A 21,793-nucleotide genomic window follows, 5' to 3' on the forward strand; every position below is an offset into this window, starting at 1 on the left:
CCACTTCCCAGCCCCCCGCCGCCGCCCCGTTGACCTACCGCGACGCCGGCGTCGACATCGATGCCGGCAATGCCGTCGTCGAACGCATCAAGCCCCTGGTCAAGCGCAGTTTCCGCCCCGAGGTGATGGGCGGACTGGGCGGCTTCGGCGCGCTGTTCGACCTGTCCGGCAAGTACCGCGAGCCGGTGCTGGTGTCCGGCACCGACGGCGTCGGCACCAAGCTGAAGCTGGCGCAGCAGCTCGGCCGCCACGACACGATCGGCATCGACCTGGTCGGCATGTGCGTCAACGACGTGCTGGTGCAGGGCGCCGAGCCGCTGTTCTTCCTGGACTACTTCGCCACCGGCAAGCTCGACGTGGAGACCACCGTGGCGGTGGTCGGCGGCATCGCCCGCGGCTGCGAACTGGCCGGCTGCGCGCTGATCGGCGGCGAGACCGCGGAAATGCCCGACATGTACCCGCCGGGCGAGTACGACCTGGCCGGCTTCACCGTCGGCGCGGTGGAGAAGTCGCAACTGCTCGACGGCGCCAAGGTGCGCCAGGGCGACGTGCTGATCGGCATCGCCTCTTCCGGCCCGCACTCCAACGGCTACTCACTGATCCGCCGCATCTACGACCGCGCCGGACGCCCGGACGCGCTGCAGGTCGGTGGCGTGGCCCTGGCCGACGCACTGATGGCGCCGACCTCGCTGTACGTCAAGCCGATCCTGTCGCTGCTGCGCGAACAGGGCGAAGGCATCCACGCCATGGCGCACATCACCGGCGGCGGCCTGACCGAGAACATCATCCGGGTCATCCCGGATGGCCTGGGCCTGGACATCCGCGCCAGCGCCTGGACCCTGCCGCCGGTGTTCGAGTGGCTGCAGCGCGAAGGCGCGGTGGCCGACAGCGAGATGTGGCGCACCTTCAACTGCGGCATCGGCTTCGTGCTGATCGCCGCGCCGGAGCAGGTGGCCGCGCTGGAGCGCAGCCTGGACACCCTGGGCCTGGCGCACTGGCAGATCGGCGCGGTGGTGGCCGCCGCGGACGCCGGCGAACGCGTGCACATCGGCTGAGCCGCATGGCGGCGGCCAAGCGCGCCTGGTTGACGCTGGCGCTGGCGGTGTTCGCCGCCAGCTGGGTGCGGCCGCTATGGCCGGCGGAACAGGCCATGCACAGCTCCCTGGCGGTGCTGGGTCTAGCCTGGCTGGTCTGGCACGACCGGCGCTGGCCGCTGCGCACCGGCCACTTCGCCGCCATCTGCGTCTTCATCAGCGTGCACAACGTCGCCGCGCACTGGCTGTATTCCAATGTGCCCTACGATCACTGGCTGCGCACGCTGACCGGCGGCTGGTCGCCGAGCGCGGCCTTCGGCTGGCAGCGCAACCACACCGACCGGCTGATCCACCTGCTGTTCGGAGTGTGCTTCGCGCCGGCGTTGCGCGACCACGCGCGCCAACGCTGGCCGGCGTTGTCGGCGCGGCAGGCCTTCGTTTTGGCGACGATGGCGATCATGTGCGCCAGCCTGATCTACGAATGGCTGGAATGGCTGATCGCGCTGCTGCTGTCGCCGCAGCAGGCCGAGTCCTACAACGGCCAGCAGGGCGATCCCTGGGATGCGCACATGGACATGCTGCTGGCCACCCTGGGCTGCGCCAGCGCCTGGCCGTGGCGGCGCACGACGCCCGCGCCTCCTTCCACACCGCGCTGAGACCGACGATGTCGCTGCCACCGCCCCTCCCCGTCTCCGGCGGCCATGCCGCCGACGTGGCGCGCGCCACCACCGACCTGGACAACCTGGCGCGGCTGTACGCGGTGATGGCCGGGCTGCAGTTCTTCGTGGCGCTGCTGGTGGGCGCCGTCCTGGCCTACGGCATGCGCGAGGAAGCGCGGCTCAACGCCGTCGGTCAGAGCCCGGACCAGGCCCAGAGCGGCGTCATCGCGATCGTGATGCTGTCGATCCTGCTTGGCTTCGGCCTGCTCTCGCTGGTGCTCAAGGTGCTGCTTGCGCGCGCCTTGCGCCAGCGTCGCCGGCTGGGGCTGTGCTATGCCGGCGCCGTGATCACCTGCTTCGGCTTCCCACTGGGCACTGCGCTGGGCATCGCTACTTTGCTGACGCTGCAACGCCCCGCCGTCGCCGCATTGTTCCGGGACCCTGCCCGATGACGCTTCGCCTCGCTGTGCTCGCCTCCGGCCGCGGTTCCAACCTGCAGGCCATCCTCGCCGCGATCGCCACCGGCACCCTGGATGCCGAGGTGGTCGGCGTGTTCAGCGATCGCCCCGAGGCGCCTGCGCTTGCGATGGTGGCGCCGGAGCGGCGCTGGTCGGCGCGGCCCAAGACCTTCCCCGACCGCGCCGCGTTCGACCAGGCGCTGGGCGACGCCGTCGCCGCGGCACATCCGGACTGGGTGGTCTGCGCCGGCTACATGCGCATTCTCGGCGCCGGCATCGTGCAGCGCTTCGGCGGGCGCCTGCTCAACATCCACCCCTCGCTGCTGCCCAAGTACCGCGGCCTGCACACGCATGCCCAGGCCCTGGCGGCCGGCGACGCCGAGCACGGCGCCAGCGTGCATTTCGTGGTGCCGGAACTGGACGCTGGCGCGGTGATCGCGCAGGTGCGGGTGCCGGTGCAGGCCGGCGACGCTCCCGACGACCTGGCGCAGCGGCTGTTGCCGCGCGAACACCTGCTGCTGTGCGCGGTGCTGCAACTGGCCGCCGCGGGTCGCCTGGCTGAACGGGACGGCAAGGTCTGGCTGGACGGTCAGTGCCGGTTTAGTCCGCTGCGCCTAGATTGCGACGACGTGCTGCTTCCCTGAATGCGCTGCCGCGCCTTCCGCGGCTCCTCCCCTCTCCCCTCCGCCCACGCCAGCCGACCCATGAAGCTCGCTCCGCGTCCGTTCGCCCTCCTCGTCGCGTCCGGCCTCGGCCTGCTGGCGCCCATCGTCGCTGCGCAGGTCGCGCCGGCGCCCGCCGCGCAACCGGCGCCGCAGACCGCTCCCGCTCCGACCACGCCCGCCACCGGCACACCTGCGCCGGCCGCCGCAGCGCCGCCGGCGCTGCCGGCAGAAGCCTGGACGCCGCCACCACTGCAGCCGTTCGTGGCCACCTATGACGCCCTGTACAAGGGCAAGCCGGCCGGCGACGCGCGCATGGACGTGGTGCATACCGGCGGCGACCAGTGGCGGGTCGACCTGGGCGTGCACGGCCGCAGCGGCTTCGCCAGCATCCTCGGCCTGAACATCGAGCAGAGCACGGTGTTCACCGTGCAGGACGGCCGCTATGTCCCGCAGAGCCAGAGCACGGTCAAGAAGGCCGTGTTCTTCGGCAAGAAGGTCACTGGCGTGTACGACTGGAAACAGGGCGTGGCGCGCTGGGATGGCGACCTGAAGAAGGACCGGCAGGCGCCGATCCCGCTGCAGGCCGGCGACCAGAGCGCGCTGCTGCTCAACCTCTCGCTGATGCGCGACGCGCAGCCCGGCAAGACCATGACCTACCGCTTCGTCGACGTCGGCCGGGTGCGCGAACATGTGTACCGCGCCGCCGACCAGACCGAGACCGTGCAGGTCGGCGACATCAGCTACGACGCATTGCGGGTGTCGCGCACCAACGGCGGCCGCAATGAGACCATCCTGTGGATCGCCAACGGCGTGCCGACGCCGGTGCGCATCCTGCAGCGCGAAGACGGCGAAGACCGCATCGACCTGCGCCTGACCGAATACCAAGGAGCCTGACCATGACTCGCATCGCCCGCCCGCTGACCGCCCTCGCCGCCGCCCTGCTGGCCACGGCCAGCCTGCCCGCTCTGGCCCTGGAGCCGTTCACCGCGGACTACCAGGCCAGCTACATGGGCATGCAGGCCAACGGCGTGATGACCCTGGCCAAGCAAGGCAGCGACCGCTGGCGCTACAGCCTGGCGATCAAGAACCAGGTCGCCGATCTCAGCCAGAGCACCGTGTTCGAGGAAAAGGGCGGGCAGCTGCGTCCGCTCAGCAGCGACGACCGCTCGGTGTTCCTGATCAAGAAGAAGGCGGTGACCGCCAACTACGACTGGAGCACCGGCCAGGCGACCTGGGGCGGCGACCTCAAGCCCGACCGCCGCGGCCCGGTGAAGCTGCAGCCGGGCGACATGGACGCGCTGCTGATCAACCTGGCGATCGCGCGCGACGTCAACGCCGGCAAGACCCCGAGCTACCGCATGGTCGACGAGGGCCGCGCCAAGCCGATGACCTACCGCGTCGCCGGCAAGGAAGCGGTCACTGTCAACGGCAAGACCGAGCAGGCGACCAAGGTCAGCCGCACCGACGGCTCCAAGGAAATCATTGCCTGGATCGTGCCGGACATGCCGGTGCCGGTGCGCATCCTGCAGCGCGAGAACGGCCAGGACGCGCTGGACCTGACCATCAAGTCGTTGCGCTGAGGGCCGGGATGACCAGCCATTCGGCTGTGTAAAAGCGGGGAATCGGGATTGGGGAATCGCAAAAGCGGCTCCCCGCTCGTGGCGGTTCCCATGTAGGAGCGGCTTCAGCCGTAGTGAAGCCGGGAATGGGGAATCGAGATTGGGGAATCGCAACGGCGGCTCCCCGTTCGCGGTTTCTCCCATGTAGGAGCGGCTTCAGCCGCGACGCGGTGAGCCGGGATTCGGGATTCAAGAATCGCAACAGCAGTTCCCCGCCCGTGGCGCTTCCCGTGTGGGAGGGGCTTCAGCCCCGACGCGAAGATGCGCATCGTCCTGCGGAAACCAGCCGGCGATTTGCAGCAAACCCCCAAGGCGCGCGACGAGCTGTCTCCATGAAACATCGGAGCATGGCGACCGACGCGCCTTGCTGATGCGGGCGCCGCCCATGCAGCGCCCTGCCCCACGCCCTTACTTCTTCTCCACCGGCGCGGCCTTGAAGGTGGTACGGCAATCCACGCGGATCTGCGCGCCGCTGCTGCGCCAGTAGAACGTGCTGCACTCGCGCGGGCCGTTCTGGGTGCGGCTCACGCCGACCGCGTAGAACGACTGCCAGATCTCGTCGCGGGTGACCTGGCCGTCGCCGTTCCAGTCCATGTCGCGCTCCTCGATGCCCTGGGTGATGGCGATGCCGGCGTACCAGGCATAGCCGACCCAGGCCAGCAGCACCACGACGATCGCCAGCAGCACCTTGCGCCGGCGGCTGAAGCGGCCGCTGAGGATCATGCGACGCGCCGGATGGACGCGCCCAGCGCCCCCAGCTTCTCCTCGATGTTCTCGTACCCCCGGTCCAGGTGGTAGATGCGGTCGATGGTGGTGTCGCCGTCGGCGACCAGGCCGGCCAGGATCAGCGAAGCCGAGGCGCGCAGATCGGTGGCCATCACCGGCGCGCCGCTGAGCCGCTCGCTGCCACGCACGATCGCGGTGTGCCCTTCGATCTGGATGTCCGCGCCCAGGCGCAGCAGTTCGTTGACGTGCATGAAACGGTTCTCGAAGATCGTTTCGTTGATCACGCCGACACCGTCGGCCACGCAGTTGAGCGCCATGAACTGCGCCTGCATGTCGGTGGGGAACGCCGGATACGGCGCGGTGGTCAGGCTGACCGCGCGCGGGCGCTTGCCGTGCATGTCCAGGCGGATCCAGTCCTCGCCGGTCTCGATGCTGGCGCCGGCCTCGGTGAGCTTGTCCAGCACCGCGTCGAGGGTGTCGGCGCGCGCGCGGCGCACGGTGACGCTGCCGCCAGTCATCGCCGCGGCCACCAGGAAGGTGCCGGTCTCGATGCGGTCCGGCAGCACCGCGTGGCGGCCGCCGGACAGGCGCTCCACCCCGTGCACGACGATGCGCGAGGTGCCCGCGCCTTCGATCTTCGCGCCCAGCGCGATCAGGCAGTCGGCCAGGTCGCTGACCTCCGGCTCCATCGCCGCGTTCTCCAGCACGGTGGTGCCGTCGGCCAGGGCCGCGGCCATCAGCACGTTTTCGGTGCCGGTGACGCTGACCATGTCGAACACGTAGCGGCCGCCCTTGAGCCGGCCGTTGCTGCTGGCCTTGATGTAGCCGTTCTCGACGCTGATCTCCGCACCCAGCGCCTGCAGGCCCTTGATGTGCTGGTCGACCGGCCGCGAACCGATCGCGCAGCCGCCCGGCAGCGACACCTCGGCCGCGCCGAACTTGGCCAGCAGCGGGCCCAGCACCAGGATCGAGGCGCGCATGGTGCGCACCAGCTCGTACGGGGCGACGTGCTGATCGACCTTGCGCGGGTCGACGGTGATGGCGCTGCCGCGCGCCAGCGTGCCTTCGTCGATGGTGACTTCCGCGCCCAGTTCGCCTAGCAGCTTCACCGTGGTGATCACGTCGTGCAGTTGCGGCACGTTGGTGATCTCCACCGGTGCATCGGCCAGCAGGGTCGCGCAGAGGATCGGCAGCACGGCGTTCTTGGCGCCGGAAATGTTCACTTCACCGTGCAGCGCGTTGCCGCCGGTCACTACGATTTTGGCCATGGGTCTCGTGGGGGAAGAGAAAGGGAAAAACGGGCGCGCAGCGGCTCAGCCGGCCGCGCGCCCGGCCTGTTCGGGGGTCAGGGTGGTCAGCGCAAGCGCGTGGATCGCGCCGCCCATCAGCTCGCCCAGGGTGGCGTAGACCATGCGGTGACGCGCCAGCGGCAGCTTGCCGGCGAAGGCGGCGCTGACCACGGTGGCCTCGAAGTGCACGCCGTCGTCGCCCTGCACCTGTACCTGCGCGTCCGGCAGGCCGGCCTCGATGAGTTTACGGATGGTTTCGGCGTCCACCGGGCTTTCCTCCTAAAATGATCGGCCATTCTACCCCCCGACCGGCACCCGCATGGATGTATCGCCCCTGTCTCCCGCGACGCCCGACGACGCCGGCCTGGTCGCCAGCGGCCGTCGCGTGGTCGAGATCGAACAGGCCGCGCTAGCGGCGGTCGGCGCCCGCATCGGCGCCGAGTTCGCCGCCGCCTGCCGGCTGATCCTGGGTTCGCGCGGGCGCGTGGTCGCCACCGGCATGGGCAAGTCCGGCCACGTCGCGCGCAAGATCGCCGCCACCCTCGCCTCCACGGGCACCCCGGCGTTCTTCGTGCACCCGGGCGAGGCCGGGCATGGCGACCTGGGCATGATCACCGACGCCGACGTGGTCCTGGCGCTGTCCTATTCCGGCGAGTCCGACGAGATCCTGATGCTGCTGCCGGTGCTCAAGCGCCAGGGCAACGCGGTGATCGCGATGACCGGCCGCGCGCAGTCCACGCTGGCGCGCGAGGCCGACCTGCACCTGGACGTCAGCGTGCCGGCCGAGGCCTGCCCGCTGGACCTGGCGCCGACCTCCAGCACCACCGCCTCGCTGGCGCTGGGCGATGCGCTGGCGGTGGCGCTGCTGGACGCGCGCGGCTTCACCGCCGACGACTTCGCCCGCTCGCACCCGGCCGGCAGCCTCGGCCGCCGCCTGCTGCTGCACATCACCGACGTCATGCACCGCGGCGACGAACTGCCCAAGGTGCGCGAGGACGCCAGCCTCAGCGAGGCGCTGGTGGAGATGAGCCGCAAGCGCCTGGGCATGACCGCGGTGGTGGACGCCGACGACCGCCTGCTCGGGCTGTTCACCGACGGCGACCTGCGCCGCGCCCTGGACAGCGCGCTGGACGTGCGCCGGACCCGCATCGCCGAGGTGATGACCCGGCAGCCGCGGACCATCGGCGCCGACCAGCTCGCCGCCGAGGCCGCACGGCTGATGGAGACCCACCAGATCAACGGCCTGATCGTGGTCGACGCGGCCGGCCGCGCGGTCGGCGCGCTCAACATTCACGACCTGTTGCGCGCCAGAGTGGTTTAACAGGCTGAACCCGTTCACTGCCAGCAGCGCCCCCACGCCGCTGGCCCCGGCCGCTGGAAAGCCGGCCTCCCCGCCCCGATATCCCGAACATGCCCTATTCCCCGCTGGCCGACCTCCCCGCCGACCTGATCGACCGCGCCGCCCGGATCCGCCTGGCGTGCTTCGACGTGGACGGCACGCTGACCGACGGCCGCCTGTACTACGACCGCGACGGCAACGAGAGCAAGGCCTTCAACGTGCTCGACGGCCAGGGCCTGGTGCAGTTGCGCCGGCACGGCATCGAGGTGGCGCTGATCACCGCGCGGCCCAGCCTGGCCGCGGAGAAGCGCGGCCAGGAACTGGGCCTGCTGGTGCAGATCGGGGTCAAGGACAAGCGCGCCGGGGTGCAGGCGCTGTGCGACGAGCGCGGCATCGGCCTGGAGCAGGTCTGCTTCATGGGCGACGACCTGCCCGACCTGGCGCCGCTGCGCGTGGTCGGCCTGGCGGTGGCCCCGGCCAACGCCCACCCCTGGACCGCCGAACACGTGCACTGGACCACCCGTGCCCGCGGCGGCGAAGGCGCCGCGCGCGAACTGTGCGACGTGCTGCTGGCCGCGCAAGGCCACGTCCCGTCCCTGCTGCAGGAGCATGGCGCATGAACTGGCGCACCACCCTTGGCACGCTGTTGCTGGTCGGGGCGCTGATCAGCGGCTGGTCGGCCTGGAACCAGCGCAGCAAGCCCACCCGCAATCCGTCCGACGAAGCCAGCGTGGACTACATCGCCCGCGACTTCGAGATCGTCAGCCTGGACAAGCAGGGCAAGGAAGCCATGACCCTGCGCGCGCCGCAGATGGAACGCAGCCGCGCCGACCAGACGATGTCGATCGTGACCCCGCTGTTCCTGCTGCCCGACGCCAACGGCCAGCACTGGGAAATGCGCAGCAAGACCGGCTGGGTCAGCGCCAACGGCGACGAACTGCGCCTGCGCGAGGACGTCGCCGGCGACAGCCCCAAGGTGCCCAGCATCCCGCCCACCACCTTCCGTACCCAGAGCCTGGACGTCTTCCCGCAGACCAACAGCGCGCGCACCGCCGACCCGGTCACCATGACCCGGCCCGGTATGATGCAGACCGGCGTCGGCTTCGAAGTCGATCTGAAATCCCGGCAGTACAAGCTCCTTTCACAGGTCAAGACCCGTTATGAACCGAATGCTGCCCGCTAAGCTCGCCCTGCTCGCCCTGCTGCTGCCGACCCTGGCGCTGGCCAAGTCGACCGACCGCAACCAGCCGATGGACATCAAGTCCGACAACCAGAGCGGCAACATGCTCGACGACAACGGCAAGATCCGTTACTCCGGCAATGTCGTCATCGTCCAGGGCACGCTGGAAATCCATGCCGATACCGCCGACCTGTTCCGCAGCAACGGCGATATCGACCGTGTCGTGCTCACCGGCAAGCAGGCCACGCTGAAGCAGGAGTTGGACGACGGCTCGCCGATGGACGCGGTCGCCGACAACATCGACTACAAGGTGCCGACCGACACGGTGATCCTCACCGGCAATTACCGGATGACCTCGCCCAAGGGCACCAACGCCGGCCAGCGCATGGTCTACAACACCAAGACCGGCGACATGCAGGGCGGCGGTGATGGCAGCCGCGTGCACACGGTGATCCAGCCGAAGAACGCCGCCGCTGCGCCGGCCGGTGCGCCCGCGAACGGCGCGAAGCCCGCTGCCAAGCCTGCCGCTTCGCCAGCCAAGCCGGCGAAGCCGACCAAGCAAGGAGGCCAGTGATGCTGCTCGCCGAAGGCCTGCGCAAGCGCTACAAGCAGCGCGAAGTGGTGCGCGACTTCGCGCTGACCCTGGAGGCCGGCGAAGTGGTCGGCCTGCTCGGCCCCAACGGCGCCGGCAAGACCACCTGCTTCTACATGATCGTCGGCCTGGTCGATGCCGATGCCGGGCGCATCGTGCTCGACGGCAACGACATCACCGCGTTGCCGATGTACAAGCGCGCCAAGCTCGGCGTCGGCTACCTGCCGCAGGAACCGTCGGTGTTCCGCAAGCTCAGCGTCGCCGACAACATCCGCCTGGTGCTGGAACTGCGCGAGGATCTGGACGCTGCCGGCCAGGAACGCGAGCTGGTGGCGCTGCTGGACGAACTGCAGATCAGCCACGTCGCCGACCAGCTCGGCGCCAGCCTTTCCGGCGGCGAGCGCCGCCGCTGCGAGATCGCCCGCGCGCTGGCGGCCAAGCCGCGGCTGATGCTGCTCGACGAACCCTTCGCCGGCGTCGACCCGATCTCGGTCGGCGAGATCCAGCGCATCGTCACCCACCTCAAGCAGCGCGGCATCGGCGTGCTGATCACCGACCACAACGTGCGCGAAACCTTGGGAATCTGCGACCGGGCGTATATCCTCAACGAGGGCAGCGTGTTGGCGCAGGGGGCGCCGGAAGCGCTGCTGGCCAACAGCGACGTGCGCCGCGTCTACCTCGGGGAAACCTTCAGGCTCTGACCGCGCACGCGCCGGCTACGCTCCTTCCGCGCTCGGTACAGGCATGAAAGCACGGCTGCAGACATCGCTGGGACAGCACCTGGTCATGACGCCGCAGTTGCGGCAGGCGATCAAGCTGTTGCAGATGTCCAGCGCCGAGCTCGAGGTGGAGATCGCCGAGGCGGTGGAGAGCAATCCGCTGCTGGAATGGTCCGAGGACGCCGCACCGGCGTTCGAACGTGGCGATGGCGCCGACCATGGCCATGACCACGCGGCAGGCGAGGCGCGCAGCGACGGCGATGGGGACCGCGGCGAAGCCGCGGCGGCCAGCGACGGCGCCGACTGGGCGGACGCCGAACCGGCCTGGGCCGGCGGCAGCGGCGGGTCGTTCGACGACGACGACCTGGGCAGCGCGGCCGAGCGCGTGGCCGAGCCGGACACCCTGATCGACCACCTGCTGTGGCAGTTGCACCTGTCGCCGCTGTCCGCGCGCGACCGCAGCCTCGGCGCGGCGCTGATCGACGCGCTCGACGACGACGGCTACCTGCGCGAGCCGCTGGCCGCGATCGCCGAGACCCTGCGCCCGGACATCGCCGCCGAGGAGGACGAGATCCTCACCGTGCTGCACCAGATCCAACGCTTCGACCCGGCCGGCATCGCCGCACGCAGCCTGGGCGAGTGCCTGACCCTGCAGCTGGATACCCTGCCCGCCGACACGCCCGGCCTGACCCTGGCGCGCACCATCGCCAACGGACCGCTGGAGCGCTTGCCGCGCAGCGGCGTGGCCGGGCTGGCCCACGAACTCAAGCGACCGACCGCGGAGGTCGACACCGCGGTCGCGCTGCTGCGCTCGCTGGACCCGCGCCCGGGCAAGCAGATCGGCGAACTGGGCAGCGACACCTACGTGGTGCCCGACTGCGTGGTCTGGCGCCAGCGCGGGGTGTGGCATGCGGCGCTGTCCGCGCACGCCCAGCCCAAGGTCACCATCCACCGCGGCTACGAGCGGCTGATCCGCCAGTGCGGCGAAAGCGACGCTGGCTATCTGCGCGGGCAACTGCAGGAAGCGCGCTGGCTGCTGAAGAGCCTGGAAGCGCGTGGCGAGACCCTGCTCAAGGTCACCCGCTGCCTGCTCAGGCAGCAGGCCGGCTTCCTGGAGTTCGGCGAACAGGCGCTGCGGCCGCTGACCCTCCGCGAGATCGCCGGCGAACTGGGCCTGCACGAAAGCACCATCTCGCGCGCCATCGCCCGCAAGTACGTGCGCACCCCGCGCGGGACCATCCCGCTGCGCACCTTCTTCGCCTCCGGCATCGACACCGACAGCGGCGGCGAGGCGTCCAGCACCGCGATCCAGGCGATGATTCGCCGGCTGATCGACGCGGAGAATCCGCGCAAGCCGCTTTCTGACGCCAAGCTGGCCGACCTGCTGAAAAGTGCCGGCGTCCCTGTAGCGCGCCGCACCGTGGCGAAGTATCGTGAGGCCATGAACATTTCCGCCTCCCACGAACGCGTCCGGATCGGCTAGCGGCGGCGGCAATGGTTCATAGGTGAAACCCGAACCAAGGAGTATCCGATGCGTATCGAGACCTACGGCCAGCAGATCGAAGTCACCCCCGCCCTGCGCGAGTATGTGGAGACCAAGCTGCAACGGCTGAAGCGACACTACGAGGAAACCATTGAGGTCCGCGCCCAGCTGGCGCTACGCAAGCCCGACCATCACGTCGAGGCCACGGTCAACGTTCCCGGCCGCACCCTGCACGCCGACGCCAGCGCACAGACCATGTACGCGGCGATCGACCTGCTCGCCGACAAGCTGGACCGGCTGATCATCAAGCACAAGGAAAAGAAGCACGACCACCATGCGGCCGAGGTGCGCGACAATCTCGCGTGATCCTCCCCACGTTGCGCCGCCATGCCCTTGACCGATCTGATGGCGGCCGTCAGCACCCAGGTGCTTCCGGCCGCCGATCGCGACACCCTGCTGCACACCGCCGCCGGTCTGCTGGCCTGCCAGCAGGCCGGCGCCGATGAACTCTTCGCCAGCCTGCGCGAGCGCGAACAGCTCGGCAGCACCGCCATCGGCCACGGCATCGCCATCCCGCACGGCCGCGCGCCGGACCTGGACGCCCCACGTGGCGCGCTCCTACGCCTGCTGCAGCCGATCGATTTCGACGGCCAGGGCACCCAGGTCGACCTGATCTTCGCCATGGCCGTCCCGGCGCACTACACGCACCAACACCTGATGCTGCTGTCCGAACTGGCCGAGCAGTTCTCCATCGCCGAATTCCGCGACGCCCTGCGCAACGCGCCGGATGCCGACGCGCTGTATGCCCTGCTCGGCGGCGCGCCACGGGCCGCCGCATGAACACCAGCATCGACGCACGCGAACTGTTCGACCAGCAGCGCGACCGCCAGGGCCTGCGCTGGATTGCCGGGCACAAGGGCGAACACCGGGTGCTGGAGGCCGGCAATGCGGTCTCACGGCGCCCGTCGCTGGCCGGCTATCTCAACACCATCTACCCCAACAAGGTGCAGATCCTCGGCACCGAGGAACTGGCCTGGCTGGACTCGCTGGACGCACGCCAGCGCTGGGAGACCATCGAGAAGATCGTGCAGGTGCGGCCGCTGGCGCTGGTGGTCACCAAGAACCAGTCGTGCCCGGAAGACCTGCGCGCGGCCGCCGACGAATCCGACACGCCGCTGTGGGTCTCGCCCAAGCGCGGCCACGAACTGCTCAATCACCTGTCCTACCACCTGGCACGCACGCTGGCGCCGCGGGTGATCCTGCATGGCGTGTTCATGGAGATCTACTCGATCGGCGTGCTGATCACCGGCGAGGCCGGCTCGGGCAAGAGCGAGCTGGCGCTGGAACTGCTCAGCCGCGGCCACCGCCTGGTCGCCGACGACGCCCCCGAATTCACCCAGATCGCCCCCGACGTGCTCGACGGCACCTGCCCGGAACTGCTGCAGGACCTGCTGGAAGTGCGCGGACTGGGCGTGCTCAACGTGCGCGAGATGTTCGGCGACACGGCTGTAAAGAAGAACAAGTACCTTCGGCTCATCGTGCATCTGACCCGGCCCATGACCGAGCCCACGCCCCATGGCTACGAACGCCTCACCGGCGATTCCGGCACCCGCCACGTGCTGGACCTGGACGTGCCGCTGATCACCCTGCCGGTGATGCCCGGCCGCAACCTGGCGGTGCTGACCGAGGCCGCCACGCGCCTGCACATCCTGCGCACCAAGGGCATCGACCCGGCGGCGATGTTCATCGCCCGCCACAGCAATCTGCTGGAGCGGCGCACCCCATGACCGACGGTGCCCCCACCTCCACCCTGGTCATCGTCAGCGGGCTGTCCGGCTCCGGCAAGTCGGTGGCGCTGAAGACCTTCGAGGACCTGGATTACTACTGCGTCGACAACCTGCCGGTGGAACTGCTGCCGGCCTTCGTCAAGAGCCTGGTGCGCGAGGATGCCGGCCCCAGCAAGCTGGCGGTGGGCATCGACGTGCGCAGCCGCCACAGCGACCTGACCCAGCTCTCGCGCTGGCGCGAGGCGGTGGCGCAGTTCGGCCTGGATGCACGGCTGTTGTTCTTCGACGCCAACGACGAGGCGCTGATCAAGCGCTACGCCGACACCCGCCGGCGCCATCCGCTGTCGCGCCAGGGTCTGTCGCTGCCGGAAGCGATCGAGCGTGAGCGCGCGCTGACCGAGCCGCTGCGCGAGGCGGCCGATGCGGTGATAGACACCAGCACGCTCAACGTGCACCAGTTGCGTCGGCGCGTCACCACCGAGTTCGCGCTGTCCACCGAGAACACCCTGTCGCTGCTGTTCGAGTCCTTCGCCTACAAGCGCGGCGTCCCGGCCGAGGCGGATTTCGTGTTCGACGCGCGGGTGCTGCCGAATCCGCACTGGGACCCGGAGCTGCGGCCGATGACCGGCCGCGACAGCGGCGTGCGCGAGTACCTGGACGCGCAACCGGACGTGCAGCGCTACACCGCGCAACTGATCGACTTCCTCGACACCTGGCTGCCGCGGCTGCGCAACGACACCCGCAGCTACGTGACCATCGCCTTCGGTTGCACCGGCGGCAAGCACCGCTCGGTGTACCTGGCCGAACGCCTGGCCCGCCACGCCCGCGAACAGGGCTGGCCGGAAGTGGCGACCTTCCATCGCGAGCAGGATTGATCGAAAGGCCGGGATTGGGGATTCGGGATTCGGGATTGGCAAAAGCGGGCATTGCGCTGGCTCTTGCGAATCCCGAATTCCCAATCCCGGCTCCCGCCAGCCATTCCCTGCGCCCTGCCTGACCTGTTAACGTTCTCCCATGGCCTGCGGCATTCTCCTCATCACTCATCCCGGGATCGGCGCTGCGCTGCTGAGCGTGGCGACCCGGCTGTTGCGGCAGTTGCCGCTGAAAACCGAAGCGTTCGAGGTGCCGTTCGACGCGGACCTCGACGCACTGCTGCCGCAGGCGTCGGCGGCGTTGCGGCGGGTGGACGACGGCGATGGCGTACTGGTGGTGACGGATCTGTACGGGGCCAGTCCGAGCAATCTCGCCGCACGGCTGGCGCGCCTGGGCACGCCGGTGCGACGCGTCTCGGCGCTGAGCCTGCCGATGCTGCTGCGGATCATGAATTATCCCGAACAAGGACTGGAGCAGTTGCCCGCGACCGCGGCAGCCGGCTCGCGCAACGGCGTGGTGATCGACGATGCTTGAACGCGAACTGCTGGTCTCCAACCGCCTCGGCCTGCACGCCCGCGCCACTGCCAAGCTGGTGCAGACGCTGTCCTCGTTCCGCTGCAACGCCACGCTGGCGGCCAAGGGCCGCGAGGTCAACGCCAAGAGCATCATGGGCGTGATGCTGCTGGCCGCCGCACAGGGCACACCGGTGACGGTGCGGGTGGACGGCGCCGACGAAGCCGAGGCGCTCAAGGCCGTGGTCGACCTGTTCGAGCGGCGCTTCGACGAGGACAGCTGAGCATGCGCCGCCGGCGGCCGCAGGCAGCGACGCGGTGCCGCCGCACGGGGCACGCGCGGTGAGCGTGCGCATCGCCGGCCATGGTGCCTCGCGCGGCAATGCCCTGGGCCGGGCGCGGGTGCGCCTGCCGCATGCGCTGGAGGTGGCCGAGCAACGCATCGCCGCTGCGCAGATCCCCGAGGAACTCGATCGCCTGCACCGTGCGGTGGACGCCGCGCGCGAGGAGATGCACGGCCTGCGCCAGCGCCTGCACGGCGCCCTGGCCAAGGAGGTCGGCGAATTCCTCGACCTGCATGCGCTGCTGCTCGACGACCCGGAACTGCTGCACGGCCTGGACGAACTGATCCGCACCGGCCGCTACAGCGCCGACTACGCGCTGCGCCTGCAGCGCGACCGCCTGGCGACCGTGTTCGACGACATGGAAGACGCCTACCTCAAGAGCCGCATGGACGATCTGGACCATGTGATCGGGCGGATCCATGCGTTCCTGCAGAAGCGCCAGCCGGACAGCGAGGGCCTGGCCGGCGAGATCCTGGTGTGCGAGAACGTGGCGCCGTCGGAACTGGCGCAACTGCAGGCGCAGGGCGTGGTCGGCATCGTCACCAGCGCCGGCAGCACGCTGTCGCACAGCGCGATCCTGGCGCGCAGCCTGCACCTGCCGCTGGTGGTCGGTGTCGCCGACGCGCTGCAGAAGATCAACGACGGCGACGTGCTGATCATCGACGGCACCCAGGGCGCGGTGCTGGTCGACCCGACCCCGGACGACCTGCGCGACTATCGCAGCCGCGTGCGCGAGCAGGCCAAGCTGCAGCGCAGCCTGGGCAAGCTGCGCTCCAAGCCCAGCCGCACCCGCGACGGCGTGGACATCACCTTGCTGGCCAACGCCGAGTCGCGCGACGACGTCACCCGCGCGCATGCGCTCGGTGCCGACGGCCTGGGCCTGTATCGCACCGAATTCCTGTTCCTGCAGCGCGACGCGCTGCCCGACGAGGAAGAACAGTTCCATACCTACCGCGACGCGGTGCTGGGCATGAGCGGGCGGCCGGTGACCATCCGCACCCTGGACCTGGGCGCGGACAAGGCCGATCGCACCGGCCTGACCATGAGCAATGAAGAAAACCCGGCACTGGGATTGCGTGGCGTGCGCCTGTCGCTGGCCCGGCCCAAGGTCTCCGACACGCAGTTGCGCGCGCTGCTGCGCGCCTCCGCCTACGGCCCGGTGCGGGTGCTGGTGCCGATGGTCAGCGCGCGCGAGGAGCTGCTGGCGATGCGCCGGCATCTCAAGCGCATCGGCGCGCAGTTGCGCCGCGACGGCCACGCCATCGCCGAGCAGGTGCAACTCGGCGCGATGATCGAGGTGCCGGCGGCGGCGCTGGCGCTGGACACCTTCATCGACGCCATCGACTTCCTGTCGATCGGCACCAACGACCTGGTGCAGTACCTGCTCGCCGCCGATCGCAACAACGAAGCGGTGGCCGACTTGTATTCGCCGCTGCATCCGGCGGTGCTGCGATTGATCGCGCAGGTGATCGCCACCGGCCAGGCCCACGGCAAGCCGGTGGCGGTGTGCGGCGAGATCGCCGGCGACCCGTCCCTGACGCCGATGCTGCTGGCCCTGGGGCTGCGCGAGTTCAGCCTGCACCCGGCGACGATGCTGGAGGTGCGCCAGGTGATCCGCGACACCGACCTGCAGGCGCTGCGCCAGCGCGGCACCAAACTGCTGCAGGCCCGCGACCGCAAGGGCATCGAGCGCTGGTTGGCTTGAGAGCCGGGATTCGGGATTCGGGATTCGGGATTGGGGATTGGGATGAAGCCGTTCGGCTGCGGAACGCAGGGATTCGATTGAAGGATGCCGGTTGCGGCATCCTGCGCCGCGCGCTTCGATGAAAAAATCGCCAACCCTCTGGGCAGCAACCGCACGGTTCCGACAGCGCCTGCCCCGCCGTTTTTTTGTGGGAGGGGCTTCAGCCCCGACGCCTTACCGGTAAGGCGTCGGGGCTGAAGCCCCTCCCACAGAGGAGCGCAGGAGCCGGTGCTCGCGCATAAGCATCGAATCCCCAATCCCAACTCCCCAATCCCTGCCCGCTGTGCTTCCCGCAACATGCAGGCGATAATGTTGGGATGAACATCTGACCGACCGCGTTTCTCCGGAGCGCGGCCTCTACCGAAGGGAGCAGCGCATGGCCGACGCCGTCCGCCACGACAAGACCGCGCGGCAGCTGCGCATGCTGTCCGATGCGCTGGACAGCGGGCGCCTGGGTCCGGTGCGGCGGCTGGTCAATACGCTGGCGCCGGCGGAGATCGGCAACCTGCTGGAGTCGCTGCCGCCGGGCAAGCGCGAGGTGGTGTGGGGGCTGGTCGACCCGGAGGACGACGGCGAGGTGCTGGTCCACGTCGGCGAGGAAGTGCGCGAGAGCCTGCTCGCGGACATGGACCCGGACGAAATCGTCGCCGCGGTCGAGGACCTGGACATCGACGACCTCGCCAACCTGGTCGAGGACCTGCCGGACACGGTCATCGACGAAGTGCTCAAGTCGATGGACCGCGAGAACCGCGAGCGGCTCGAGCAGGTGCTGTCGTATCCCGAGGACAGCGCCGGGCGCCTGATGAATCCGGACGTGGTCACCGTGCGCGCGGACGTCAACGTCGACGTGGTGCTGCGCTACCTGCGCCTGCGCGGCGAGCTGCCGGACCACACCGACCACCTGTTCGTGGTCAGCCGCCGCCATCAGTACCTGGGGAGGGTGTCGCTGGCGGCGCTGGTGACCCACGAGGACTCCACCCCGATCAACCGGCTGATCGACGACGAGCAGCCGGCCATCGACGTCGGCGAAGGCGCCGACGAGGTCGCGCGGCAGTTCTCCGACCACGACTGGATCTCCGCGCCGGTGGTGGACGACAACAACATCCTGCTCGGCCGCATCACCATCGACGACGTGGTCGACATCATCCGCGACCAGGCCGAGCACCAGGCGATGAGCGCCGCCGGCCTGGACGAGGACGAGGACCTGTTCAGCCCGGTGCGGCGCGCATTCCGGCGCCGCCTGCTGTGGCTGACGATCAATCTCGGCACCGCCTTCATCGCCTCCAGCGTGGTCGGCCAGTTCGAAGGCACCATCGCCAAGCTGGTGGCGCTGGCCGCGCTGATGCCGATCGTGGCCGGCATGGGCGGCAACGCCGGCACCCAGGTGCTGGCGCTGATGGTGCGCGGCCTGGCGCTGGGGCAGATCGGCGCCTCCAACGTCATCGTGCTGCTGCGCAAGGAACTGGCGGTGGCGCTGATCAACGGCCTGGCGCTGGGCGTGGGCCTGGGCCTGATCGTGCTGCTGTGGTTCAAGCAGCCCCTGCTGTCGTTGGTGATCGGCTCGGCGCTGACCATCAACCTGCTCACCGCCGCGCTGGGCGGCGTGCTGGTGCCCTTGACGCTCAAGCGCCTGGGCTTCGATCCGGCGCTGGCCGGCGGGGTGATCCTGACCACGCTGACCGACGTGATGGGCTTCCTCAGCTTCCTCGGCCTGGCCACCCTGGTCCTGCTGTAGGGCGTTTCGTGCGGCGGGCGCGGTTCTCGCCGGTCCACCGCACGCAGCGGCAACTGCGACCGGCGCGCATCCGACGCCACCCTCCGCCCCCTGCACGGCAGGCCGCCGCGCCAGCACGCGCCGTGGCCGGCGGCTGACTGGCGCATGTCCGCCGCCCCTGCCCGGGTTGTCGTGGAGCGGCCCAGCCCACGATACTGCGGCCTTCCCATCCGAGGGCCGGCCATGTCGATGCGTTCGTTGCTGCTTCTGCTGTGCCTGTCGATGGTCGGATGCAGCAGCTTGCCCAGCAACCCGGCGACCGGCCACTTCGTCAGCCGCCAGCTCACCCTCGACGGGCGTGTCTATCGCTACCAGGTGTTCGTGCCGGCGCCGGCGCATCGCCAGGGCCCGGTGCCGGTGGTGCTGTTCCTGCACGGCTCCGGCGAGCGCGGCGACGATGGCCGCGACCAGACCACGTCCGGGCTGGGTCCGTACCTGCGCCGCCACCTGGCCGATTTCCCGGCCCTGGTGGTGATGCCACAGGCGCCCGACGGCGAGGAGTGGAACGGCACCAACGCGACCATGGCGCTGCAGGCACTGGACGACAGCAGCGCCGAGTTCAACGGCGACCCGCAACGCACCTACCTGACCGGCATGTCGATGGGCGGTTACGGCACCTGGGAGATCGCCCTGAAGCAGCCGCAGCGCTTCGCCGCGCTGGTGCCGATCTGCGGTGCGATCCTGTCCCCGCACGAGGACCGCGAATACCTGGTGGTGACGCCGGTGGCCTATCTGGCCGATCCCTACAGCGCGCTGGCGCAGCGCCTGCGGCACGTACCGGTGTGGATCTTCCACGGCGCGCAGGACGACGTGGTGCTGCCGCACGACGACCGCAAGATCGTGCGTGCGTTCAAGAACCTCGACGCCGACGTGCGCTACACCGAATACCCGCAGGGCAACCACAACGCCTGGGATGCCACCTACCGCGATCCGAAGATGTGGCAGTGGCTGTTCGCGCAGAAGCGCAGCGACGCCGGCACGCCGACGACCGCCGACAACTGAGCGCGGCGGTCACGCGCTACGCGCGCTTGCCTTGGCGTAGCCGGGGCGCCCACCTACCAGCGACCTTCGACCACCGTTCGATGCAGGGGGATGCATGCGACAGCTGCGCGCCACAGCCTGTGTGCTGCTGGCCTGCGCCGGCCACGGCGCGGCGGCACAGGCACTGACCGAGCCGGTCACTACTTACCTGCAAAGCAAGGCGGCGACAGCACGCCCCGGCGTGGAGTATCGCAAGGACATCGCCGCGCTGCAGACACGGTTGGACAGCATGGATGCGGCGGACATCGCCCTGCTGGACCGGATCATCGCCCATTGCGGCACCTGGCAGCGGCCCGGCCTGCGCGTGGTCAGCGTCGCCGACGTGCACGAATACGAGGCCTACATGGCCGCCCATGACGACGGCCAGCCGACCGAATGGATCGATCTCAGTTGCGCCAATGCGCTGCAGATGCGCGGCTTTGCCGCCGCCGCGCAACAGCAGTGGACGCAGGCGCTGGCATGGCTGGACCAGGCCATCGCGCTCGGGCCGTACCTGTTCTCCGCCTACACCGAACGCGGCTATGCGTTGCGCAACCTGGGTCGCATGGACGACGCGCTCGCCAGCTATCGGCAGGCGCTGGCGCTGGCCGACGTCTCGCCGCGGGCGCGCGCGGGCCGTGCGATCGCACTGCGTGGCATCGGCTCGCTGTTGATCGACACGCCGGACAAAGCCGGCGCCCGCGTGGCCCTGCAGCAGTCGCTGGAGTTGGAACCCGGCAATGCCGTCGCCCTGCACGAACTGCGGTATCTCGACCAGATGGAGGCGGCGGCGGCGCAACCGCATTAGGCCCTGCCCGCGCTCCCGCGCATGTCGCGGCGTGATCGTGCACGCCTGCGCCGGATGCGACGACACGGGTCTGTGCGCATCCGCCACTGCCAGGCCTGTCGGCTTCGGCCTGGCAGCACGCGCGGCATGCGGCGGCGGCCAGCACCACCGATGGTGCGATTGGGCACAACGCGGCAACATGGAGCGCAGCGCTTCAGGCAGGGCGCAGTCCTCTGGTGACGCGCCTGGTCGACGAGGACCGTCCCCACCGAGCGACGCCAGCAACTGTCGGCGACGCGCCGAACCGCGTACAGTCCGCGCTTTCGCGCACAGAGCCGGCATGGCGACCACGCTTTCCTCATCGCAGACCGCCTTCCATCTCCGACTGCGCGGCCTGGACCCGAGCGCGGCGACGATCGCCGGCGCAGCGATTCCGCCACTGCTGGTGCCGGCACACGACGACCCCACGGCGCTGCAACTCAGCGACAGCGGACGCTGGCTGTTGCAGGTGCTGGACGCACTGGACGCCCTGCACCAGGCCGCGCAGGCCAGCAGCCTGTCCGCCGATGCGCTGCGGCGCGACCAGAAGTTCGCGCCGCCCGGGCGGCCCTCGCTGCACCTGGTGCAGTTGCGCCAGCAGCAGGCCGCCGCACAGCAGGCCCTGCGGCGCGGCAACCAGGCGCTGGCCCAGGCCACCGCCGGCTTCGTGCGCAGCGCCGGGCTGACGCCACCGCCACTGATTGGACCGGTGGCGTTCGTGCAAGGATGGATTGCGCGCCATCTGCGGTAACGGCGCGATGCCACCGAGCGGAGCGTGCCTGGCCCCTCGGACGGCGCGCCGCGGACGCGACAGGCAAGCTTCATGGTAGCCGTGCGACCGCGGCACCTGCCGCGTCTTGCCGATCGGCCACGATCGCGGCCGGCAAGGGACTGCTGCGACCGCCGCTCGCATAGGGCATGCGCCACGCACCAGGGTTGACCGCCGAAGCGGCGCCGGCAGTTCCGACGGCGTGCGCGGCGCACCGCCCGCCACGCGCCGCGCGGCCGATGCGCGACGCGGGCGCGCCGCGCGCGTTCACGGAAGCTAAACCGCGAGCGCCAGGTCGCGCGTGTCGGCCTGGGTTGCGCCTTCCCCGCTGCTATCCTGCACGCCCCTCGGACTCCGCTGCCCGACGCCCCATGCCCTGTC

At 69.9% G+C, this 21,793-nt stretch carries 26 protein-coding genes; 23 read left to right on the top strand and 3 right to left on the bottom strand.

Annotated features, from left to right (window positions below):
* The 6 genes from purM to ACP93_RS20105 form a co-directional block, all read left to right on the top strand.
* A partial coding sequence (purM, locus tag ACP93_RS20080; RefSeq protein ID WP_048492453.1) for a phosphoribosylformylglycinamidine cyclo-ligase occupies nt 1–1,055 on the top strand: 1,055 nt, incomplete at its 5' end.
* A 5-nt stretch (nt 1,056–1,060) separates the two neighbouring features.
* Nucleotides 1,061–1,690 (top strand): DUF2238 domain-containing protein, encoded by a 630-nt coding sequence (locus ACP93_RS20085; RefSeq protein ID WP_048492434.1) that lies wholly within the window; start codon nt 1,061–1,063, stop codon nt 1,688–1,690.
* Between the two features lie 8 nt (nt 1,691–1,698).
* On the top strand, nt 1,699–2,145 hold the full coding sequence (locus tag ACP93_RS20090; protein WP_048492454.1) for a hypothetical protein: 447 nt from the start codon (nt 1,699–1,701) through the stop codon (nt 2,143–2,145).
* Nucleotides 2,142–2,795: a phosphoribosylglycinamide formyltransferase gene (gene purN, locus ACP93_RS20095; RefSeq protein ID WP_048492435.1), complete on the top strand. Its 654-nt coding sequence runs from the start codon at nt 2,142–2,144 to the stop codon at nt 2,793–2,795. Before ACP93_RS20090 ends, purN begins: the two co-directional genes overlap by 4 nt.
* A 60-nt stretch (nt 2,796–2,855) precedes the next feature.
* Nucleotides 2,856–3,710 (top strand): DUF3108 domain-containing protein, encoded by an 855-nt coding sequence (locus ACP93_RS20100; RefSeq protein ID WP_048492436.1) that lies wholly within the window; start codon nt 2,856–2,858, stop codon nt 3,708–3,710.
* Nucleotides 3,711–3,712: 2 nt separating this feature from the next.
* Entirely contained in the window at nt 3,713–4,396 is a 684-nt protein-coding gene (locus ACP93_RS20105; protein ID WP_048492437.1) for a DUF3108 domain-containing protein, read from the top strand.
* A 447-nt stretch (nt 4,397–4,843) separates the two neighbouring features.
* Here ACP93_RS20105 and ACP93_RS20110 read toward each other — a convergent pair whose 3' ends face one another.
* Genes ACP93_RS20110 through ACP93_RS20120 form a run of 3 tightly spaced genes read right to left on the bottom strand, consistent with a single transcriptional unit; the run spans nt 4,844 to nt 6,717 of the window.
* Complete coding sequence (locus tag ACP93_RS20110) at nt 4,844–5,158, bottom strand: hypothetical protein (protein WP_048492438.1); 315 nt, start codon at nt 5,156–5,158, stop codon at nt 4,844–4,846.
* Nucleotides 5,155–6,429: a UDP-N-acetylglucosamine 1-carboxyvinyltransferase gene (gene murA, locus ACP93_RS20115; protein ID WP_048492439.1), complete on the bottom strand. Its 1,275-nt coding sequence runs from the start codon at nt 6,427–6,429 to the stop codon at nt 5,155–5,157. Before murA ends, ACP93_RS20110 begins: the two co-directional genes overlap by 4 nt.
* Nucleotides 6,430–6,474: 45 nt before the next feature.
* Nucleotides 6,475–6,717, bottom strand: a complete 243-nt coding sequence (locus ACP93_RS20120; RefSeq protein WP_017910668.1) for a BolA family protein — start codon at nt 6,715–6,717, stop codon at nt 6,475–6,477.
* 52 nt (nt 6,718–6,769) lie between these two features.
* On the opposite strand from ACP93_RS20120, the gene ACP93_RS20125 reads away from it, so the two are divergent.
* From ACP93_RS20125 to ACP93_RS20205, 17 genes are all read left to right on the top strand, one after another.
* Entirely contained in the window at nt 6,770–7,771 is a 1,002-nt protein-coding gene (locus tag ACP93_RS20125) for a KpsF/GutQ family sugar-phosphate isomerase (RefSeq protein ID WP_048492440.1), read from the top strand.
* Nucleotides 7,772–7,860: 89 nt separating this feature from the next.
* The gene (locus ACP93_RS20130) at nt 7,861–8,409 is read left to right on the top strand and encodes a KdsC family phosphatase (RefSeq protein WP_048492441.1); all 549 of its coding nucleotides are present in this window, start codon (nt 7,861–7,863) and stop codon (nt 8,407–8,409) included.
* Nucleotides 8,406–8,972 carry an LPS export ABC transporter periplasmic protein LptC gene (gene lptC, locus ACP93_RS20135; RefSeq protein WP_048492442.1) on the top strand — a complete coding sequence of 189 codons (567 nt, stop codon included), beginning with the start codon at nt 8,406–8,408 and terminating at the stop codon, nt 8,970–8,972. Before ACP93_RS20130 ends, lptC begins: the two co-directional genes overlap by 4 nt.
* The gene (gene lptA / locus ACP93_RS20140) at nt 8,950–9,543 is read left to right on the top strand and encodes a lipopolysaccharide transport periplasmic protein LptA (RefSeq protein ID WP_048492443.1); all 594 of its coding nucleotides are present in this window, start codon (nt 8,950–8,952) and stop codon (nt 9,541–9,543) included. Before lptC ends, lptA begins: the two co-directional genes overlap by 23 nt.
* Nucleotides 9,543–10,262 carry an LPS export ABC transporter ATP-binding protein gene (lptB, locus tag ACP93_RS20145; RefSeq protein ID WP_019799410.1) on the top strand — a complete coding sequence of 240 codons (720 nt, stop codon included), beginning with the start codon at nt 9,543–9,545 and terminating at the stop codon, nt 10,260–10,262. The genes lptA and lptB overlap by 1 nt, the downstream gene beginning before the upstream one ends.
* A gap of 43 nt (nt 10,263–10,305) precedes the next feature.
* Complete coding sequence (locus ACP93_RS20150; RefSeq protein ID WP_048492444.1) at nt 10,306–11,763, top strand: RNA polymerase factor sigma-54; 1,458 nt, start codon at nt 10,306–10,308, stop codon at nt 11,761–11,763.
* A gap of 48 nt (nt 11,764–11,811) precedes the next feature.
* Nucleotides 11,812–12,129 carry a ribosome hibernation-promoting factor, HPF/YfiA family gene (gene raiA, locus ACP93_RS20155; protein WP_010344105.1) on the top strand — a complete coding sequence of 106 codons (318 nt, stop codon included), beginning with the start codon at nt 11,812–11,814 and terminating at the stop codon, nt 12,127–12,129.
* Nucleotides 12,130–12,150: 21 nt separating this feature from the next.
* A complete protein-coding gene (locus ACP93_RS20160) occupies nt 12,151–12,603 on the top strand; it encodes a PTS sugar transporter subunit IIA (RefSeq protein ID WP_048492445.1) in 453 nt (150 codons plus the stop codon).
* A complete protein-coding gene (gene hprK, locus ACP93_RS20165) occupies nt 12,600–13,550 on the top strand; it encodes an HPr(Ser) kinase/phosphatase (RefSeq protein WP_048492446.1) in 951 nt (316 codons plus the stop codon). The genes ACP93_RS20160 and hprK overlap by 4 nt, the downstream gene beginning before the upstream one ends.
* Nucleotides 13,547–14,425 (top strand): RNase adapter RapZ, encoded by an 879-nt coding sequence (rapZ, locus tag ACP93_RS20170; protein ID WP_048492447.1) that lies wholly within the window; start codon nt 13,547–13,549, stop codon nt 14,423–14,425. The genes hprK and rapZ overlap by 4 nt, the downstream gene beginning before the upstream one ends.
* Before the next feature lie 139 nt (nt 14,426–14,564).
* Nucleotides 14,565–14,957 (top strand): PTS sugar transporter subunit IIA, encoded by a 393-nt coding sequence (locus ACP93_RS20175; protein WP_048492448.1) that lies wholly within the window; start codon nt 14,565–14,567, stop codon nt 14,955–14,957.
* Entirely contained in the window at nt 14,950–15,219 is a 270-nt protein-coding gene (locus ACP93_RS20180; protein WP_010344110.1) for an HPr family phosphocarrier protein, read from the top strand. Before ACP93_RS20175 ends, ACP93_RS20180 begins: the two co-directional genes overlap by 8 nt.
* 58 nt (nt 15,220–15,277) lie before the next feature.
* Entirely contained in the window at nt 15,278–16,984 is a 1,707-nt protein-coding gene (ptsP, locus tag ACP93_RS20185) for a phosphoenolpyruvate--protein phosphotransferase (RefSeq protein WP_048492455.1), read from the top strand.
* 415 nt (nt 16,985–17,399) lie between these two features.
* On the top strand, nt 17,400–18,758 hold the full coding sequence (gene mgtE, locus ACP93_RS20190) for a magnesium transporter (protein ID WP_048492449.1): 1,359 nt from the start codon (nt 17,400–17,402) through the stop codon (nt 18,756–18,758).
* Between the two features lie 222 nt (nt 18,759–18,980).
* The gene (locus tag ACP93_RS20195; protein WP_048492450.1) at nt 18,981–19,799 is read left to right on the top strand and encodes a carboxylesterase family protein; all 819 of its coding nucleotides are present in this window, start codon (nt 18,981–18,983) and stop codon (nt 19,797–19,799) included.
* Nucleotides 19,800–19,893: 94 nt separating this feature from the next.
* Nucleotides 19,894–20,625, top strand: a complete 732-nt coding sequence (locus ACP93_RS20200) for a hypothetical protein (RefSeq protein WP_048492451.1) — start codon at nt 19,894–19,896, stop codon at nt 20,623–20,625.
* A gap of 319 nt (nt 20,626–20,944) precedes the next feature.
* Nucleotides 20,945–21,394: a hypothetical protein gene (locus ACP93_RS20205; RefSeq protein WP_048492452.1), complete on the top strand. Its 450-nt coding sequence runs from the start codon at nt 20,945–20,947 to the stop codon at nt 21,392–21,394.
* Nucleotides 21,395–21,793 lie beyond the last annotated feature (399 nt).

Source organism: Xanthomonas sp. NCPPB 1128, assembly GCF_001043115.1.
Classification (GTDB): Bacteria; Pseudomonadota; Gammaproteobacteria; order Xanthomonadales; family Xanthomonadaceae; genus Xanthomonas_A.

Bases quoted from the DNA above. Each gene is read 5' to 3' on its own strand.
- ACP93_RS20085 (WP_048492434.1), top strand. From the start codon at position 1,061: ATGGCGGCGGCCAAGCGCGCCTGGTTGACGCTGGCGCTGGCGGTGTTC.
- ACP93_RS20090 (WP_048492454.1), top strand. From the start codon at position 1,699: ATGTCGCTGCCACCGCCCCTCCCCGTCTCCGGCGGCCATGCCGCCGAC.
- purN (WP_048492435.1), top strand. From the start codon at position 2,142: ATGACGCTTCGCCTCGCTGTGCTCGCCTCCGGCCGCGGTTCCAACCTG.
- ACP93_RS20100 (WP_048492436.1), top strand. From the start codon at position 2,856: ATGAAGCTCGCTCCGCGTCCGTTCGCCCTCCTCGTCGCGTCCGGCCTC.
- ACP93_RS20105 (WP_048492437.1), top strand. From the start codon at position 3,713: ATGACTCGCATCGCCCGCCCGCTGACCGCCCTCGCCGCCGCCCTGCTG.
- ACP93_RS20110 (WP_048492438.1), bottom strand. From the start codon at position 5,158: ATGATCCTCAGCGGCCGCTTCAGCCGCCGGCGCAAGGTGCTGCTGGCG.
- murA (WP_048492439.1), bottom strand. From the start codon at position 6,429: ATGGCCAAAATCGTAGTGACCGGCGGCAACGCGCTGCACGGTGAAGTG.
- ACP93_RS20125 (WP_048492440.1), top strand. From the start codon at position 6,770: ATGGATGTATCGCCCCTGTCTCCCGCGACGCCCGACGACGCCGGCCTG.
- ACP93_RS20130 (WP_048492441.1), top strand. From the start codon at position 7,861: ATGCCCTATTCCCCGCTGGCCGACCTCCCCGCCGACCTGATCGACCGC.
- lptC (WP_048492442.1), top strand. From the start codon at position 8,406: ATGAACTGGCGCACCACCCTTGGCACGCTGTTGCTGGTCGGGGCGCTG.
- lptA (WP_048492443.1), top strand. From the start codon at position 8,950: ATGAACCGAATGCTGCCCGCTAAGCTCGCCCTGCTCGCCCTGCTGCTG.
- lptB (WP_019799410.1), top strand. From the start codon at position 9,543: ATGCTGCTCGCCGAAGGCCTGCGCAAGCGCTACAAGCAGCGCGAAGTG.
- ACP93_RS20150 (WP_048492444.1), top strand. From the start codon at position 10,306: ATGAAAGCACGGCTGCAGACATCGCTGGGACAGCACCTGGTCATGACG.
- raiA (WP_010344105.1), top strand. From the start codon at position 11,812: ATGCGTATCGAGACCTACGGCCAGCAGATCGAAGTCACCCCCGCCCTG.
- ACP93_RS20160 (WP_048492445.1), top strand. From the start codon at position 12,151: ATGCCCTTGACCGATCTGATGGCGGCCGTCAGCACCCAGGTGCTTCCG.
- hprK (WP_048492446.1), top strand. From the start codon at position 12,600: ATGAACACCAGCATCGACGCACGCGAACTGTTCGACCAGCAGCGCGAC.
- rapZ (WP_048492447.1), top strand. From the start codon at position 13,547: ATGACCGACGGTGCCCCCACCTCCACCCTGGTCATCGTCAGCGGGCTG.
- ACP93_RS20175 (WP_048492448.1), top strand. From the start codon at position 14,565: ATGGCCTGCGGCATTCTCCTCATCACTCATCCCGGGATCGGCGCTGCG.
- ACP93_RS20180 (WP_010344110.1), top strand. From the start codon at position 14,950: ATGCTTGAACGCGAACTGCTGGTCTCCAACCGCCTCGGCCTGCACGCC.
- mgtE (WP_048492449.1), top strand. From the start codon at position 17,400: ATGGCCGACGCCGTCCGCCACGACAAGACCGCGCGGCAGCTGCGCATG.
- ACP93_RS20195 (WP_048492450.1), top strand. From the start codon at position 18,981: ATGTCGATGCGTTCGTTGCTGCTTCTGCTGTGCCTGTCGATGGTCGGA.
- ACP93_RS20200 (WP_048492451.1), top strand. From the start codon at position 19,894: ATGCGACAGCTGCGCGCCACAGCCTGTGTGCTGCTGGCCTGCGCCGGC.
- ACP93_RS20205 (WP_048492452.1), top strand. From the start codon at position 20,945: ATGGCGACCACGCTTTCCTCATCGCAGACCGCCTTCCATCTCCGACTG.